This is a genomic window from Brevibacillus sp. SKDU10 (assembly GCF_001645205.1).
Lineage (GTDB): Bacteria > Bacillota > Bacilli > Brevibacillales > Brevibacillaceae > Brevibacillus_B > Brevibacillus_B halotolerans.
In genome coordinates, this window is the sequence record NZ_LSSO01000090.1 from 1 (window position 1) to 17,618 (window position 17,618).

At 37.6% G+C, this 17,618-nt stretch carries 18 protein-coding genes; 14 read left to right on the top strand and 4 right to left on the bottom strand.

Going from position 1 to position 17,618, the window contains the following annotated elements:
- From AYJ08_RS05470 to AYJ08_RS05480, 3 genes are all read left to right on the top strand, one after another.
- Positions 1 to 839 (top strand): RICIN domain-containing protein (locus tag AYJ08_RS05470; RefSeq protein ID WP_197490593.1); only part of this gene is annotated, 839 nt, incomplete at its 5' end.
- A gap of 239 nt (positions 840 to 1,078) precedes the next feature.
- Positions 1,079 to 2,584, top strand: a complete 1,506-nt coding sequence (locus AYJ08_RS05475) for an anthrax toxin lethal factor-related metalloendopeptidase (RefSeq protein WP_064016886.1) — start codon at positions 1,079 to 1,081, stop codon at positions 2,582 to 2,584.
- Positions 2,585 to 3,133: 549 nt separating this feature from the next.
- On the top strand, positions 3,134 to 3,547 hold the full coding sequence (locus AYJ08_RS05480; RefSeq protein WP_064016887.1) for a GNAT family N-acetyltransferase: 414 nt from the start codon (positions 3,134 to 3,136) through the stop codon (positions 3,545 to 3,547).
- 119 nt (positions 3,548 to 3,666) lie between these two features.
- Here AYJ08_RS05480 and AYJ08_RS05485 read toward each other — a convergent pair whose 3' ends face one another.
- The gene (locus AYJ08_RS05485) at positions 3,667 to 4,032 is read right to left on the bottom strand and encodes an ASCH domain-containing protein (protein ID WP_369799665.1); all 366 of its coding nucleotides are present in this window, start codon (positions 4,030 to 4,032) and stop codon (positions 3,667 to 3,669) included.
- On the opposite strand from AYJ08_RS05485, the gene AYJ08_RS05490 reads away from it, so the two are divergent.
- The 3 genes from AYJ08_RS05490 (at position 4,017) to AYJ08_RS05500 (ending at position 6,338) form a co-directional block, all read left to right on the top strand.
- Complete coding sequence (locus AYJ08_RS05490) at positions 4,017 to 4,535, top strand: NUDIX domain-containing protein (RefSeq protein ID WP_064016889.1); 519 nt, start codon at positions 4,017 to 4,019, stop codon at positions 4,533 to 4,535. The genes AYJ08_RS05485 and AYJ08_RS05490 overlap by 16 nt on opposite strands.
- Before the next feature lie 616 nt (positions 4,536 to 5,151).
- Entirely contained in the window at positions 5,152 to 5,604 is a 453-nt protein-coding gene (locus AYJ08_RS05495; protein ID WP_064016890.1) for a GNAT family N-acetyltransferase, read from the top strand.
- Positions 5,605 to 5,810: 206 nt separating this feature from the next.
- The gene (locus tag AYJ08_RS05500; RefSeq protein ID WP_064016891.1) at positions 5,811 to 6,338 is read left to right on the top strand and encodes a nucleoside/nucleotide kinase family protein; all 528 of its coding nucleotides are present in this window, start codon (positions 5,811 to 5,813) and stop codon (positions 6,336 to 6,338) included.
- A gap of 113 nt (positions 6,339 to 6,451) precedes the next feature.
- On the opposite strand, the gene AYJ08_RS05505 is transcribed toward AYJ08_RS05500, so the two are convergent.
- From AYJ08_RS05505 to AYJ08_RS05515, 3 genes are read right to left on the bottom strand one after another with little or no spacing between them, the layout of a single operon-like run.
- Complete coding sequence (locus AYJ08_RS05505) at positions 6,452 to 7,108, bottom strand: ABC-2 transporter permease (RefSeq protein WP_064016892.1); 657 nt, start codon at positions 7,106 to 7,108, stop codon at positions 6,452 to 6,454.
- Complete coding sequence (locus AYJ08_RS05510) at positions 7,089 to 7,964, bottom strand: ABC transporter ATP-binding protein (RefSeq protein WP_064016893.1); 876 nt, start codon at positions 7,962 to 7,964, stop codon at positions 7,089 to 7,091. The genes AYJ08_RS05505 and AYJ08_RS05510 overlap by 20 nt, the downstream gene beginning before the upstream one ends.
- The gene (locus AYJ08_RS05515) at positions 7,961 to 8,344 is read right to left on the bottom strand and encodes a GntR family transcriptional regulator (protein ID WP_064016894.1); all 384 of its coding nucleotides are present in this window, start codon (positions 8,342 to 8,344) and stop codon (positions 7,961 to 7,963) included. Before AYJ08_RS05515 ends, AYJ08_RS05510 begins: the two co-directional genes overlap by 4 nt.
- Before the next feature lie 1,466 nt (positions 8,345 to 9,810).
- Here AYJ08_RS05515 and AYJ08_RS05520 point away from each other — a divergent pair.
- The 8 genes from AYJ08_RS05520 to AYJ08_RS05555 all read left to right on the top strand — a co-directional run bounded on the left by AYJ08_RS05520 (position 9,811) and on the right by AYJ08_RS05555 (position 17,589).
- On the top strand, positions 9,811 to 10,857 hold the full coding sequence (locus AYJ08_RS05520) for an HAD-IIIC family phosphatase (RefSeq protein WP_064016895.1): 1,047 nt from the start codon (positions 9,811 to 9,813) through the stop codon (positions 10,855 to 10,857).
- A gap of 28 nt (positions 10,858 to 10,885) precedes the next feature.
- Positions 10,886 to 12,067, top strand: coding sequence for an acyl-CoA dehydrogenase family protein (locus tag AYJ08_RS05525; RefSeq protein ID WP_064016896.1), 1,182 nt, complete (start codon positions 10,886 to 10,888; stop codon positions 12,065 to 12,067).
- Positions 12,067 to 12,321 (top strand): acyl carrier protein, encoded by a 255-nt coding sequence (locus tag AYJ08_RS05530; protein ID WP_064016897.1) that lies wholly within the window; start codon positions 12,067 to 12,069, stop codon positions 12,319 to 12,321. The genes AYJ08_RS05525 and AYJ08_RS05530 overlap by 1 nt, the downstream gene beginning before the upstream one ends.
- A 92-nt stretch (positions 12,322 to 12,413) precedes the next feature.
- Complete coding sequence (locus AYJ08_RS05535; protein WP_064016898.1) at positions 12,414 to 13,640, top strand: ACP S-malonyltransferase; 1,227 nt, start codon at positions 12,414 to 12,416, stop codon at positions 13,638 to 13,640.
- A 40-nt stretch (positions 13,641 to 13,680) separates the two neighbouring features.
- The gene (locus tag AYJ08_RS05540) at positions 13,681 to 14,535 is read left to right on the top strand and encodes a 3-hydroxyacyl-CoA dehydrogenase family protein (RefSeq protein WP_064016899.1); all 855 of its coding nucleotides are present in this window, start codon (positions 13,681 to 13,683) and stop codon (positions 14,533 to 14,535) included.
- Positions 14,536 to 14,568: 33 nt separating this feature from the next.
- Entirely contained in the window at positions 14,569 to 14,817 is a 249-nt protein-coding gene (locus AYJ08_RS05545; protein ID WP_031415676.1) for an acyl carrier protein, read from the top strand.
- Between the two features lie 2 nt (positions 14,818 to 14,819).
- Positions 14,820 to 15,986 (top strand): acyl-CoA dehydrogenase family protein, encoded by a 1,167-nt coding sequence (locus AYJ08_RS05550; protein WP_064016900.1) that lies wholly within the window; start codon positions 14,820 to 14,822, stop codon positions 15,984 to 15,986.
- Positions 15,987 to 15,993: 7 nt separating this feature from the next.
- The gene (locus AYJ08_RS05555) at positions 15,994 to 17,589 is read left to right on the top strand and encodes a non-ribosomal peptide synthetase (RefSeq protein ID WP_064016901.1); all 1,596 of its coding nucleotides are present in this window, start codon (positions 15,994 to 15,996) and stop codon (positions 17,587 to 17,589) included.
- Positions 17,590 to 17,618 lie beyond the last annotated feature (29 nt).

Here is a 17,618-nt window from a genome sequence, read left to right on the forward strand (position 1 = left end):
CTGTTGATCCTGACGACTACACCGAACAAACGAAGCCAGATATTACATTAGGAGAAGCGCTCCAATTAGCTTTTGGTTTTGAGGACAAGGAAGGAAAATTATATTACAACAATACGAGTATAGATGATTTTAGATTGGTGTTTGATGAAGAAACTGCTGATAATATAGAAAAACAATTAGAAGATCTGAAAACAAAAAATATCTATGACGTCCAACTGCATGCTCGAATGAATATACTAATTTCACCGAAGAAGGATGAACCTGGTGTTAATGAAGGGTTATCTAGCTGGGAAATAGATGGGGAAGACAATTACTATAAATATGATGTGCTGCAAACTGGCTGGCAAACGATAAATGGGAAAAAGTATTATTTTAATGAAAATGGCACTTTAGTACCCAACAAAGTAATTGAGGATGGAACCTATCAAATAAATACAGCATTAAAGAATACAAGTCTAGTTGATTGGAATAGAAGCGATAATAATATCACAGTGTGGGAAACGAACGATGGAAGTAATCAAAAATGGAAATTGAAATATGATGACTCTCAACAAGCCTATGTGATTCGAAGCTTAGAAAATAACGATAAAATTATGGCTTGGAATGCTTATCAGGATTCCACTAATGTATTTGCTGCAACGTTTGAAGGGAAACCCGAACATTTTTGGATTCCTGAATTGCTAGGTAATGATTTCTATATCTTAAAAAACAAGAAAGATCCGACTAAAGTGTTGGATGTAGATGGTTCAGGCACTTCAAACGGGTCCAACATTCAGGTGCGTGATTACAAAGGCACTGATAATCAAAAATGGAAATTAGAACAAGTGGAAGCAAATTAGGTTGTCAATCTACGTATGTACAACGAAATAAACATGAAGGTAGTGTCTGAATCTCCCGCTATCCCATAGATGTCAAAAATAGCCCTCTTTTACATAGTAATCACATATTAGATTTACTAAAAAAGAGGTCTGTTTTCTTTCTTTGTCGATGAATCTGAGAAACGAGCGTTCTATTCTTCGATGGATTTACAAAAGACTCTACTGCTTTCGGGGGGCCACTACTGTAAGGAGGAATTTAAATGCTACACAGACATAAAATGCGGCAAGTTCTGAGTACAACTGCTATGATATTTGCCTTAACAGCCACTTCACCAGCGTTCTCCTATATTGCTCATGCGGCAAATGGATCACATGATGTAGAAGATAAAAAGAAAGAGGATAAAGAAAAAAAAGACAAAGAAGATAAAGAAAAGAAAGAGCGAGAGAAAAAAGCCAGAGAAGAAAGAATGAAGGAAGTCATAAAAGGAATTGTAAAAACAGAAGGTAACAAGGAGGATGAGCAACGCTTAGAAGATACCCAAGCACTATTAAACAAACTTTCGCCTGAAATATTGGAAATGTATGAAAAGGTGGGAGGGAGAATTCATCTGACCGAAAATAGTATCGCGGAAAATCCTATAGTCAAAGGACTCAGTGAAAAAGACAAAAACATAAAAGATAGCGAAGGAAAAGAGGTTTCTGTAGATTCTCACTTTGTATTTTCAATAGGTGGTAAAAATCCAACTGTGATTATACATACAGAAGAGTATTCAGAAAGTCACACCAAAAGCAAAGAGATATATTATGAGATAGGAAAAGCAATCGCTCGTGACACGTTAGGAGAAAGTGCTTTTGTAAATGAAAGTTTTTTAGATGCTGTACATCAAGCAAAGGCAGACGAAGATGCAAGTGCTTTACTTCTTTCACATGTACCTCCTCATGAAGGTGAGTATGATACCGCATATGTGAAAGAACACATCAATGACTTTCGAGAAGTGTTTGCACAGGCCTTTGCGTATTATTATGAACCTAGTTATCAACCTGTTTTACAAGCTTATGCACCGGAAATGTTTAGATATATGAATGACATGAGCAAAAAAGGATTTAATGAAACCAATACTCCATTAATGGAAAAACAAACAACTCCCTTAGACTTTCAAGGTGATATAGATGCTGCTAAGGAATTTGGAGCTAAAATAAAACTATCGGATACTGTAGTGACAAAAGAAGACAAAAAATTTATGGATGGTTATGTAGCATATGGCCCAATGTTAAATAGGATTTTACGAGGGGTCGACAAACATCCGGGAATTTCTGATATTGATCTGTTCATTCATGGGATCGACAGTCTCTTTAAAAAAGAAGAAGCAAAGCTTCCTAATGATCTTATTGTATATCGAAGAACGGATGAGAGGGAATTTGCTCTCCCAGCGGGGTCTTTATTCACTAAGGATGGAAATGTTAATCACGACGCCATTAATAAATTAAAGAAACTAGAAGGCAAAATAAAAACGGATAAAGGGTTTATTAGCACATCACTAGCTCTTAATAGTGTTCCTTTAGGTGGAAATCAGGAATCAATTCTTATACAAATGAAACTCCCAAAAGGGACTCCTGCAATTTACATGGATAATAGCTGGTTAGAGTTATTATTGAAAAGAGATTCTTCTTATAAAATTATAAATGTGAAAGGTATAGTTTTAAATGGTAAGATCGTTGTCAATATAGAAGCTGAACTATTACCAGAGAAACAGAAAAAAAAATGATCTCTCAAATCAAAAAACCTCATAAATGAAGAACAAGCCGATTGCTTAGAGTTGCAGTCGGCTTTTTTTAGATTCCATAGGTTTAAATAAAATTGCTATAAGCGAAAACCAACCTTTAACAAATACGAATCCTATTACACCACCTATTACATTAAGGATGAGATTATCAATATCAAAAAAGCCAGCCCGAATTACTAATATCATTGAATTCATTAAAAGGCTAAGGGTTAGAGTAAATACAAAATTCTTAGCATATTATTTATCGAGATAAATAACAAAGGAATCAGAATTCCAATCGGGATATAAAGTAGAATCTTCCTTAGTAATTCAAAACGATTGAAAGATTCGAAATCCGTAAAAAACGATATTGGCATCCTATCATAACCGCTCGTGGTGGCACTGTTTTGAAATGGATATTTATATTAAGATAGAAATTGGATGACAAGGAAAAATGTATTTAAATGTAACGAAAATAGAGTTTTTGATAAAAAGAAATGCTGCGTAAGGAAAGAATGCTCTATTAAAGAGGAATAGCTAAAGGTGATATTTATGAAAGAAGTTCATACAGAAACGATTCATCCATCTATAAGGAAGCTTTTGTCCTTTGCCACATCAGAGTTTAAGGTTGGGCAAGAATACCAGAAATATTTAGAATTGCTAAACCGAAAATTGTATAGTTTTGAGCTTGAAGGGGAAATTGTTGGTTGTATTGGAATTGAAATGATCAGTGATAAAGAGTGTGAAATTAAACATATTGCGGTATCTTCAGGCCAAAGAGGTAAAGGTATTGGCAGCAAGATGATTAACTATGTCTCTGATACATATTCAGTGATTTATGCTGAGACGGATCATGATGCAGTGGATTTTTATCGAAATTACGGTTTCGAGGTAACGAGCTTGGGTGAAAAGTATCCAGGTGTAGAACGTTTTCTATGTACATGTAGAAACGAAAAATTTTATTGAACGAACAGGTGCTTTCGTTTCGTCAAAACAAAAAAGGGTCGATTTCCTGTACACGAGGAATCGACCTTTTTCTGACTTCTGCAAGTAAGGGCACCCGTTAGCTTACTTTTCGTTTGGGTTTAGTACTTAATTGTAATAGCCAAGGCTCCCCATTGTTCTTCTTGTTGTGGAGAATAGATTTCATAAGTTCCTTCTAGCATTTCTTGCATTGTCCAGCCTTCACAATCAAAAGCTTGAAATGGAATATCCTCATACATTGCTTGAAACGTATCGTATTGTCTGAGTTCTGTAACTTGAACATTTATTGTTTCATCTTTCTCAGGGACTTTCATGAATGCAATAGTATCGCCAACTTTGATTTTTCTTCTTTTTTCATCGTTTAATCGAACCTCAACCGTCTTTTTTCCTTGTTTCATTGCCTTAAAATATTCTCCTAGTAACGAGACAAAGGACTCTAAAATAATGTAAAATGAGAGACTATCAATTTTTTAAAAGGTGGGAGATACTAGTTGCTTATCATATTAGGGTAAGAGCGGGAGCAGTTATTCTAGAAATTGATTCAATCCTGTTAATTGAATTTCATGATGAAAATGGACTTCATTATAATTTACCAGCAGGCAGAGTGGAACCTAATGAAACCATTATAGAAGCCGTGCAAAGAGAAGCGAAAGAGGAAGCGTCAATTGATGCAGAAGTGGGTTCACTAGCATTTGCTTATGAATATGCCCCTCATCTAAATTCTAATAAATATGGATCAACACATTCGTTAGGTCTAATGTTTGAATGTACAATAAAAGATGGTTTTACACCGAAAATGCCTGTTCATCCTGATCAGAATCAAACCGATGTAAAATGGATACCGCTTTCTGAATTACAGCATATAATCCTGTATCCAAACATAAGAGAGCATATAATTAATTATGCAAAAAGTAAAAGGAATATAGATATGATTGAAGAGCATTTATTAGAAGAATATAGCTCAAATTAGAGTCTACGCTTGATTTTAGAAACACTAGTGTTAAGCTTTCGGTAATAAATTCCTCATCATAATACTGAAAAGACAACTCTTCGTGTGAGAGCAGAGGTTTTAATCTAGCTGTAGCTTTGCAGAGAATTTTCATTCATTATTATGAAGAAAGAATTTCTCACGCGTTGCTTATATTAAGCATCTAGCTGTTAACTGCCAATTATATCTCTATTTATAGGATTTAAAATGATAATAAAGCTACTACAGTTACATTAGCTCTGATGAGTCTTATTGTCGCAATTTATTTTACCCCTCTTGAGCGATATAATAGTTTGGTTAACAGCCATTGCTACGTAGTACCTTTCTTACTTAGTTTAAGCTTAATTGCCATTACATACATAAATCCATTTGGGATTAGGAAAGCTTTTTTCTCAGCACCAACCAATAAAATTGTTTAGAGAGGGTATTTATTCCTAGTAAATATAATTGATCTTATCCGATAGAAACAAGGTTGCAAATCGCAGCCTTTTCTTCCTTTTAAGGTTCAACCTAGAATATCTATTTGTAACGAATTGATGTAAAATATTTCTGAAATAATTATTGATACATACAAAATTATTCTGCAAGAGGTGAAAAAATGGAGATTAGAATGATACATGAAACTGAGGATTTACCGATGGAATTACTGTTGTTGGCAGACCCATCTGAGAGGCTTGTGAAGGAATATGTAGCGAGAGGGCAATGCTATATTATGGAACAGGATGGACGAATTATCGGTGCATATGTGCTTATCCCAACTCGTCCAGAAACAGTAGAGCTTGTCAATGTCGCGGTTGATGAAGAACTGCATGGGAAAGGATATGGAAAACAACTAGTTCTACATGCCATTGAAAGTGCAAGATTGAATCATTATAAAACGATTGAAATTGGAACGGGTAATTCAAGTGTTGTTCAATTAGCACTTTATCAAAAATGTGGATTTAGAATAACTCATATTGATAAGGACTTTTTTATCAGACATTATGACGAACCGATATTTGAAAATGGCATACAGTGCATAGATATGGTGCGTCTATCGCAAGATTTATAAGATTTGTAACGTTTAGAGTTATTACTTCTGGATAGACAAAGATATCAGTAATAGGACTTGGGGCACCATTTTTATCCCTATCGATATAGGGGTATGTTTCCATATTATTTGGATTGCTCTTTTTAGGCTAGTAAAGAGTATTCTGATGTTAATCGAAGACTAACTATTAGGTCTGTCAACAAAACGAGCCATCCTAAGGAGGAAAAATGAAACAGAAACCAATAGTAATAACCATTGCGGCTGTGTCGGGTGGAGGTAAGACAACCGTTGCAAAAAATGTAGCTAGTAAACTTAATAATGCTAGAACCATTCATTTCGATGATTATGACATTCAAGGACCAAGTGATATTGGTACATGGGTAGAAGAAAGTGCAAGTTATGATGATTGGAATGTTGAGCCAATCGTAAAAGACATCAAATCGCTATTACATGAATCTAATTTGCAATATATTATTGTAGACTATCCTTTTTCCTATCTTAATAAGCAGATGAAGGAATTGATAAATCACTCCTTTTATATCGATACACCATTAGATATAGCGATGGCAAGAAGGTTCCTTCGTGAGCCGATGGATTCGATAAATGATGTCATAGATGATTACGAACTATATTTGGAGATGGGAAGAAAGGCATACAAGATGATGGAAAATAAGGTGAAACCTGATGCGGACTATATCGTTGATGGTCAGCTTCCTCTAGATGAAATTGTAAAAGAAATACTGAATAATCTATAAGCTGTGAAAAAATAAGCAGATTACAAACGTGGCATGTGTTGTAATCTGCTTTTGAAAATATAATAGCTTTCCAATTGCGTGCATCAACTGTAAACTGCTGCAATCTTATATTCCTATAGATTTTTTTGCGCATAAATATTTAAAGAGATGTACATAGATAGGAAACCAATGAATAAGGCAATACCTAATGGAAGCCAATCTATGATTATGCCAGGGATTACTTCGGTCAAAGAAAAATGCCAGGATAGGTTTGAAGATTGTATCCATTTTAAAATAGTAGGAAGTACAAAAGGTGTTAGAAAGATTGTAAAGAATGAGATATATCTTGTTTTCTCATAACCTAATTTAATCTGAATAGGTATGAATATTCCAAAGGAAATAGAAACGATCAATAAGGCTATCCCGAAAGTCAAAGGGGTTAGCAGCTCCAAGCCAATAGATGCTCCAAGTACTGCTGCTAGGTTATACAGTAAAAAGCAGCTCATAAAGATCAAAAGAACCAATAGGTATTTTCCCTTAATGATGCCATTACGTGTATAAGGGGTAGTGCATAGCAGAACAGCACCTTTATATTTTTCTTCTGACATGGAAACCATATTAAATAGAATAAATTCTGCGAATATCACAGTGATTAGAAAGCTTATAAAGCTACCTCCACTAAATTCTAGCTTCGAATAGATATAGATGGGGCCAATAACTGCAAAAATGAGCATGGGGATGATATATTTTTTGGCAAGAATTAAATCCTTTTTAACAAGATTCAAAACCATTTTTATGTCCTCCTATATAAGCTAGCATTACATTTTCGATAGATGGTCTCTCTACGATGACACCATTCATCTGTTCTAGAATCGCTTCCGGGTTATCTGTAATTCCTTCAAATCCGTATGCTGTTTGGCGCAGCTTTAAGAATAATTTTTCCGTATGCTGATTAATCAAATGATTGTCGCCCTTGATTAAGGCATGGCGGTCTAATAGTTCATCCTTACTCTCATTTAATATGATTCGACCATTATCAATGAGGATAAGAACGTCAGCAATCTTCTCTAAGTCAGAGGTTATATGAGTAGAAAAAAATACACTTTTTCCTTCCTCTTTCATAAATTCTAACAGGATCTCCATTAGCTCACTTCGAACGAGTGGGTCTAGGCCACTTGTTGGTTCGTCCATGATTAATAAATCGGCATGATGAGAAAGAGCCAAGGTAATGGCAAACTTCATGCGCATTCCTTTTGATAGATGAGAAATTTTTTGATCTAATTTTAATTGAAATCGATTGATATACTGGGAAAATACTGATTCATCCCAGTTACTATAAGCAGGGGCTATTATACTTTTCATTTCTTTTAATGTCATTTCCTCATAGAAATAACCCTCATCCAAGACTATTCCAATCCGATTTTTTATTTGTTGTTCATGTTTTTCTATTTCTTGTCCGTTAAAGCGTATAACTCCTGAATCCTTTTTATAGAGTCCGAGTATTGTTTTTATCGTACTAGTTTTCCCTGATCCATTCGTGCCAATAAATCCAGTAATACAATTTTCTTGTAAAGAAAAATTAATATGATCCAAACTAAAACTGTCTAATTTCTTGGATAAATGATTCACTTCTAAAACATTTTTCATTGTTCCTCATCCTCTTCAAAAAGTATATCCATCATGGCATATAGTTCTTCTTTCTGAATCCCTAGGTTTTTTGCCATATGCCATACCTCTGATAATTTTTTTTCTACTAGGTGCTTTTTCGTTTCCATTAATATATCTACATTTTCTGATGCCACGAATGAGCCTCTACCTGCTTGTGTTACAACAAACCCTTCCTTTTCTAACTCCTCATAGACTCTTTTGGTTGTAAGTACACTAACCTGGAGATCATTTGCTAATGAACGAATGGAAGGAAGCTGTTCTCCTGCCTTTAATTCTTCACGAAGAATAGCCGATTTAATTTGATCCTTTATTTGCTGATATAATGGTTGACCAGAATTATTTTGAATAATAATTTTCATGAGTGTACTCCTTGTTATTCTAACTGTATATTATAATAATACACAGTATGCACACAGTCAACATGCATTACACTCTTATCTTGTCCAAACGAAAGATTCGACATAAAAGTAGTAACTTGTTTGTCCGCAATCTTTCTACTATTATTACCATTGCTATTTTTAGTAATTAGCTCTCAGGCCGAAAAAAATGAGGAACAAAAAGTATCCTTCGAGCAATGTAACAGATAAGGAAATTTGCTTAATGTAAAAGACAACGTAGTTGATAATGATTGATAAGAAAAGCGGGTTTACCACTTTCATGTGGAGAAAACCGGCTATTTTTTGCTTGTATAGGGTGGAGAGTAAATCGGTGTAATTAGGTGTACTCCTATAGAACTAACTGCAAGGGAAATCTCGAATAGGGAAGCATAAGAAGTGATAAATATGAAAGTAGCCATCTGATTACGGATGGCTACTTTCGTATTGCTTGATATATTTTTTAGCCTTTCGTACGTAACCAGGAACGAAAGGTTGAGAAAATTCAGGTCTAACGATTAACCGATTTAAGAAGAGATTTTACTAAGCTTGTTTATCGTACGTTTAATACAAAATTTTAATTGTAATTTTATGTAAATTAATATAATATATGGTTACTTAGAAGGTACAATGTGTTAATGACTATACGTTGAAAAACGATTCCCTTCGTATAGTGGCGGTTGCCGTTTTAACCTTTGCTGTACCAGCATGTGTATTAGAATCTCCTAGTTCAATTATCCATTAAGCAAATAAGCAAAAAGTTAATTTGCCGCAACAAATCATATTTAGTCCTTAATATAAAAGAGCGATTGGTGAGAATTACTTCCATATCGCTCTTTTATAATCTGTTGAAATTGCAATTATTTGTAGCCAGGATCGCTTTTGGTACTCATCTACTAAAATGTAATACTGCCATGTATCCCGATAGATTGGAGTAATGGGCAACTTTGATAAGTCCTCTAACAAGTTTTTAACAAGTAAAAAATAGTTTATGAATATTAAAACAACTTGCAAATCAAACAGACGACAAGAGAATGAATAGTAAATGATCGATTTTTATGTAAAAAAAAGGTAATTTTTTTCTAAAATGAACTCTATTTATATAGTATAATTTTAACTTATTTGATATATTTGGAATACTATTAAATATTATCCAATATTTTTAGAATGTATTAACTAATTTTGGATGAGTTTACAGAAGTGATCGAATTATTGGTATACTCGGCTGCGTTATATTATGTGCAACGAAGGTTTTACTTTTTATGGTATCTTCACAGATTGTAAGAGCACGTCTTGTAACCCAAATTTGATTGTAATGAATAGTGAGTGACCCATTGTTGAGGTAGAAACACAAGAAATGCTTCTTACATGGGATTGGTTCCACTAGCCCCGCCTATTTTGAAAATAGGTTCTGATTGATGAAGATATCGGATACGAAAAGAGGGAAAATCATGAAGAAAGAAATCAAGTGCGTGATTTGGGACCTGGACAATACGATTTGGGAGGGGGTTTTGTTAGAATCGCCGGATGTTCAGCTTCGTCCCGGAATTGTGGAGATTATTACAGAATTGGATTCACGAGGCATTCTTCATTCGATTGCAAGTAAGAATAATTTTGATTTAGCATACGATAAGCTTCGAGAGTTTGGCATAGCTGAATATTTTCTCTATCCTCAGATCAATTGGAATGCGAAATCAGCCAATATATCTGTGATCCAGAAAGAGATAAACGTTGGCATGGATACCCTGTTATTTATTGACGATCAACCGTTTGAACGTGATGAAGTACGCAGCGTTCATCCAGAGGTTACCTGCATGAGTGAGACTGAATATACGAATCTATTGGATCATCCTCGTCTCAAGCCAAAGTTTATCACTGAGGATTCGAAAAGACGTCGACATATGTACATGGAAGATATGAAACGTAATCAGGAAGAACAAGCCTTTGTCGGCCCCCAGGAATCTTTTCTTGCATCTCTTGAAATGAAGTTTATCATCTCAGAGGCACAAGAAGAGGATTTAAAGCGTGCCGAGGAGCTAACGGTTCGAACCAATCAGTTGAACTCAACAGGGATAACCTATGATTATGATGAATTAAATGCTTTTCGTACAAACGAAAAATATAAATTGGTGGTATGTGAGCTAACAGATAAATATGGTTCATACGGCAAAATTGGACTGGCACTAGTGGAAATAACGGAGGAAGCGTGGCATGTCAAACTTCTTCTAATGTCTTGCCGGGTGATGTCTAGAGGGGTCGGTACAGTGCTGCTTAGCCATATTATGCAAGAGGCCAAGGAGGAAGGAAAAATTTTGCTGGCGGACTTCCAAAAGACAGACCGGAACCGCATGATGTATGCCACTTACCGCTTCGCTAACTTCCAAGAAATTTCGTCTGATGACGACGGACATGTTGTATTTAAAAATGATTTGTCTATGATTCAGCCGTTTCCACCCTATATCTACGTAAAAGTAAATCATGCTCTTAAAAAGAGATAATAAAACGGATGAAGAGGAGATAGACGGTATGAATACAAGTGTGGAGCAAGCTGATATTTTAGCTGAAGTGGAGCATTTTGCTCAAGAAGAGATTCGTCCATTCGCGAAAGAATATGAGCTAAACGAAGAGTTGCCTTCTGAATTAAGGAAGAAAATGGGAGAGAAAGGATACCTCACTCCCAGTATTCCTACAGAGTACGGAGGGTTAGGCCTTGATCCAATACAATTAGGATTGTTTATAGAGCAAATAGGAAAATCATGCAATTCCGTCCGAGAATTGATCACGGTACACAACTCGCTTGTGGGAGAAACGATTGTTAGATGGGGGACGAAAGAACAAAAAGAAAAATGGCTTCCCTTAATGACGCAAGGCAAAAAAATAGCTGCATTTGCACTCAGTGAACCGAATGTTGGTACAGATGCTAGAAGCGTAGAGACATGCTATCGAAAAGAGGGGAATCAGTACATTATTTCAGGGATAAAAAAATGGATTTCCTTCGCTGATATCGCAGATGTATTTCTTGTCATCGCGTCACATGAAGAGGAAGGTCAAGTCACTGCTTTTTTGGTGGAGCGTGAATCGAAGGGAATACGAACTACTCGTATGACCGGACTGCTGGCAAGTAAGGCCTCGCATATTGCTGAAGTTGAATTTAGAGATGTGGTTGTTCCAGCAGAAAATGTACTCGGACCTATTGGAGGCGGGTTTAGCTATATCGCCTCATATGGATTAGATCATGGACGCTATAACATCGCTTGGGGAGGCGTCGCCATTGCCCAAGCATCATTAGAAGCAATGATCTCTTATTCGCGTAGGAGAACACAGTTTGGGAAAAAGCTGTGCGAGTTTGACCTCATGCAGGGAATTATTGCTGATGCGACCACAAAAATTCATGCTGCACGCGCCTTATGTCTTCATGCAGGGAAGATGCGAATGAATAAAGAGCCTGATTCGATTATGGAAACTGCCATGGCGAAATACTTTTCCTCTAAGATGGTAATGGAGGTGACCACGGATGTGGTGCAAGCACATGGTGGAAATGGTTTTTCCAACCAATATCCAGTAGAACGCTACTTCCGTGAGGCCAAGCTTCTCGAAATTATCGAAGGTACATCACAGGTTATGCAGCTCATGATTGCCCAGCATTCGATCAGTAAAAATTATGAAAAGAGATCAAATAAGAAAGATACAGAATCGAGGGATGCGTAATGACGGCACGGGAAAAAATACGCCACTTTATAGAAAAAAACCTTGTAATCTTTGATGATCATGTTGAACTTAGTGACGAAGATAATATTTTTGAGCTTGGTTTTGTCAACTCTTTATTTGCCATGAAGATGCTGACCTTCGTTGAGGAGGAATTCAACATCACCATAGACAATGATGAACTTGATCTCATAAATTTTAGCTCCGTGAGCAATATCGTTCGATTAATTGAGAAAAAAGTAGGGACAAAAGTGTAGGATGTTTTTCGCTTCTGATTGTTGTTAAATCAAAAGTTTACATCCAACTAAAAAAATCATGCTAAAACACCAACTTACAAGGGAGAAAATATATGTCGAACATAATCTTCATGTTTCCAGGAGTGGGCTCCCATTATTTTGGGATGGGCAAAACACTTTATGACAACTTTTCGGTGGCGAAGCTTGCCTTTGAAGAAGCGAGTGACGCCGTAAAAATGGATATAGCCAAGCTATGTTTTTCTCCTGACTGCAAAGATGAACTGCAAAAATTAAAAAATTCACAGATAGCTCTTGTATGTGTTGGGGTGACAACGTATCGAGTTTTTATGGAAGAGATCGGTTTATTACCGGCTTTTTCGATGGGATATAGTCTCGGGGAGTATTCGGCGCTTGTTTGTGCTGGTGCCATTCAGTTTAAGGATGCTCTGCAAATGGTACAGGAACGTGGTGATGTGGTTAGTGACGTAGCCAAAAGAATCGCGGGTACAATGGCTTGGGTAACGAATATTGATTCGAAAACCGTTGAGAAAATTTGTGAGGAAGTTTCACGAATAGGGGAGGAAGTATATGTATCTGCTTATGATTCACCTCTAAAAACCTCAATTTCAGGCACAAACACTGCTATTCGCAAAGCAGGGGATAAAGTTGTTGAAGCTGGTGGCATTGCCATTCCAATAAAAATGTCAGGTCCGTTTCACAGTCCGCTAATGAAAGAAGCAGCAAGCAAGTTCAAAGGAATTTTAAGCAATTATAACTATCAACAGCCGCAATATCCCGTTATATCCAATTACACTGCACTTCCATTTACAGATCGAGCAAGTATTTCCGAAAATCTATCCTTACAACTGGTTTCCCCCATTCGTTGGCAAGAATCACTAGAATATGGACTTTCACGAGAAACTGACATAGCAATCGAGCTAGGACCAAAAACAGTACTGAAGTATTTGCTGGAGAGCAACACCAAGGAATATCCAGTATATTCATTTGATAAAGCTGAAGATTTACAAGTGATAAAAAATGTCTTCTTCTTTAACGAAGAGGAGTATATGCATCTTATTGCCAAGTGTCTGGCAACAGTAGTGAGTACGAAAAACTATAACAAGCAGATTAGCCATTATGAAGAACTGGTAGTGCAAACATTTGACCAGGTGCAAAACAGTTACGAGCAGTTGCTGGAAACAAAAACACTGGCAAAAAAAGAACATGCGGAAGCGGCAATTCAGATGCTTCAAACTGCATTAGTAGCAAAGAACCTGCCTGAGGAGAAACGTGCCGATCAAATGAAAAAAGTACTGGGTCATAAACGATTTTCTAGCTAATTTACGATCATTTTGTGTAAACAAAAAGGAGAATGATAGCATGTTTCAAAACGTGGGAATCATCGGAGCAGGAACAATGGGGATTGGCATGGTTGTCGATCTTGCCCTACACAAAATTCGCTCTGTGCTTGTAGATGTATCGGAAGAAACGTTGGAAAAAGCGAAAAAGGAGATATTACATACGGTTCGCTTTGCACCACTGGTAAAGAAAGACGTACCGAAATTGACACCAGAGCAAGTGATTGAGCTTGTCTCCTTTACGACTTCTTTAGAGGATGTCAGTGAGTGCGATTTCATCGTGGAAAATGTAACGGAGAACTGGCAGATTAAACATGCTGTTTATATGGAAGTAGATCGAATCTGCAAACCGAATGTATGCTTTGCGGTTAACACCTCGTGCATCTCCATTACGAAGGTTGGCGGTGTGACCAAACGCCCTGACAAGGTAATCGGCATGCATTTTATGAACCCTGTTTTTATGAAGCCCTCCATCGAGGTAATCAAAGGGCATTTTACTTCTCAGGAGACGATCGAGCATGCAGAAGCGTTTCTCTCACAGTTGGACAAGGATGCGATTATTATCAATGACTTACCTGGATTTGTATCCAATCGCATTTCGCACTTATTTATGAATGAGGCAGCATTTGTCGTACAAGATCAAGTGGCGACACCTAAGCAGGTAGACGAGATATTTAAAAAGTGCTTCGGTCATACAATGGGTCCACTTGAAACGGCAGATCTAATAGGCTTGGATACGGTGCTCGATTCCTTGGGAGTGTTGTATGACAGCTACCAAGAGCCAAAATTCCGGGCGGCCCCCCTTCTTCGTAAAATGGTGGATGCAGGCTTGGTGGGGCGAAAAGCCGGAAAAGGATTTTATGACTATTCGAAATAGTGAATTGATAGAAAAGAGAGGAATGATTCTTACATGAGTACGTTGACAACTGAAAAAATGATTAGTGATTATATCATCGATCATGTAAACGTTGGTGAGCTGGACAATGATTTTCTGATTTTTGAAGAAGGCTTAGTCAATTCCTTATTCGCCATTCAGCTCATGACGTTTCTGGAGAAGACGTTCAGCATCAAAATCACAATGGATGATCTCGATATTGAGAACTATCGTTCTGTTAACGCAATTTCTAAATTCGTGAAAAGCAAACAGGGCGAGGTGTAAGTATGCATAATCTGTTAACTTCAAAACAAAAAGCTCATTATGATCAATTTCTTGCATTCGCCGAAGAACATGTAGAGCCATACGCAAATCAGTGGGACCGCGAAGAGAGAATTCCGCGGGATATCATCGAAACGTCTGCAAAGGCAGGCTTCCTTGGAGGAACATTACCTGCAAAATACAAGGGTCAGGAGTGGGATTTTGTAACGTATGGATTGCTGAACGAAGCTATTGGTCGGTTCAGCATCTCTCTGAGCGGATTGTTTAACGTACACACCATGGTAGCCCAAACATTGCTGAAATGGGGAACGGAAGAGCAGAAAAAACGTTGGTTAACAGACCTCTCTACAGGAAAAAAAATCGCGGCACTTGCGTTGACCGAACCAGGGGCAGGCAGTGATTTGCAAATGATGGAGACCAGCTATACGGAGCAGGGCGATTATTTTCTCCTAAACGGTAAAAAGCAATGGATTACCTTTGGTGCTGTTGCAGATGTCCTACTTGTCTTTGGAAAGCTAGAGGACAAACCTGTTGCTTTCCTTGTTGAAAGAGATTCACCAGGGCTAACGATCACACCGATTCAGGGAATGCTAGGATTTAAGGCATCGCATTTGGCGTTTTTAGAATTCGATAACTGTGTGATTCCCAAGGAAAATATGATTGGTAAACCCAATTTTGCGCTGTCTTATCTTGCTCCCTACGCACTGGAATTCGGTCGTATCAGCATTGCTTTTGCTTCATTAGGGCTGTTGCGAGGCTGCTTAGAAATATGCGGTTCTCATGTGATGGAACGAAAAGCGTTTAACGCTCGCTTAATCGATCATGGAATGATTTCACATTTTATGGCTGACATGGGTGTTGACTATGAAGCAACAGCTCATCTCTGCATTTCATCGTGTAAGGCTAAGGATGAGCACTCCCCGGAAGCAACTGAAAAAATCATGATTGCTAAATACTTCGCTTCCCGTGCTGGAGCTAGACACTCTGCTAACGCAGTCCAGATATTGGGGGCGATGGGGTGCAATGAGAACTTTTCTGTTTCTAGATTTTACCGAGATTCTAAAACGATGGAAATTGTAGAGGGCAGCAATCAGATTCATCAAATGATACTTGGTTCAAGCTTTGCCAAAAAAGCGAAAAGAACGCTGGCTAGCGTGAGAACAGAAGGGTAGAGTCGATATGAGTAAATCGAACCTATTTGTTTCAGAAGCCGATAGACAGCAAATTTTGTTCCTACAAAACAATAAAACAAAAGTAGATTATCCTAAAAACAAAACAATTTATCAATTATTTGAAGAACAGGTGGCTGTTGCACCAGATGCGATTGCTGCTATTTATAAGGATCAGACGATTACGTATCAAGAGTTGAATGGAAAAGCAAACCAATTGGCAAGACGTATTCGCGCTCATGGTATTGGCCCTGACCATATTGTGGCAATCATGCTTGAGCGTTCACTTGAAATGATTATAGGTATCTTTGCCATTATCAAGGCAGGCGGTGCATACTTGCCCATTACGCCGTCCAATCCAGAGAAGCGAATCCGTTATATGTTGGAGGACAGCGGTTGTAGGCTGATGTTGACCAAAAGAGAAGTCATGCACTCGTATGACATTCCGACCATTTTCCTTGAAGATGAGAATCTTTACAAGGGGGATTCTGATAATTTGTCATGCACCAATAGTCCGACCGATCTGGCCTATGTCATTTATACATCTGGTTCGACTGGAAGACCAAAAGGTGTAATGATCGAACACCATTCTTTAGTGAATCGCCTACACTGGATGCAGCAAGCTTATCCTCTCGATACGAATGATGTGATACTGCAAAAAACGCCTTTTGGTTTCGATGTTTCTGTATGGGAAATGTTTTGGTGGTCTATAGTTGGCGCAAAAGTATGCTTCCTGCTACCTAACTTCGAACGTTTCCCGCAAGCGATCGTTGAGACTGCCATGAAGAATAAGATTACGGTGATGCACTTCGTACCGTCTATGATGAACGCCTTTCTCAATTATCTTCAGGATGCAGGAGAAGAAGAAATTCGGCGATTGCGTTGCTTAAAACAAGTTTTTGTCAGCGGGGAAGCATTGACGCCTAACCATGTGAAAAAATTTAATCAGGTTCTGCATGAAACCAATGGAACAAAACTGACGAACTTGTATGGCCCAACGGAAGCAACGATCGATGTAACCTACTATGATTGCCCGATGAATGAGGAAGTCAAGAGGGTTCCAATAGGAAAGCCGATACACAACACAAGCATGTATATTATCCAAGAAGATCAATTGCAACTATCTGGAGAGTTAGGGGAGCTTTGTATAGGTGGAGTGGGGCTAGCCCGCGGCTATCTAAATAATCCTGCCTTGACAGCGGAAAAATTTGTTGAAAATCCCTTTATCCTGGGAGAAAAGATGTACAAGACCGGCGATTTAGCTCGTTTTCTACCCGATGGAAACATTGAATATTTGGGCAGATTGGACCATCAAGTGAAAATCCGAGGGCTACGGATCGAACTGGGAGAGATTGAAGCAACCATTACTGATTTCGAAACGATTGACCAATGCGTCGTAACAGTCAATGAACAATCAGAAACGATCGTTCACCTTGTTGCCTATGTTGTTTCTAAAAAAGAGTTTTCGGTATCTGATCTAAAAAGATTCGTGAAAGAACGCTTGCCCGAATATATGGTTCCCAGTATTTACATGACACTTGAATCACTGCCGTTAACTTCCAACGGCAAGATTGATCGCAAATCTTTGCCTGATCCGCAAAGCTAGGAAACGATCCTTTAATAAAGGCAGGTTAT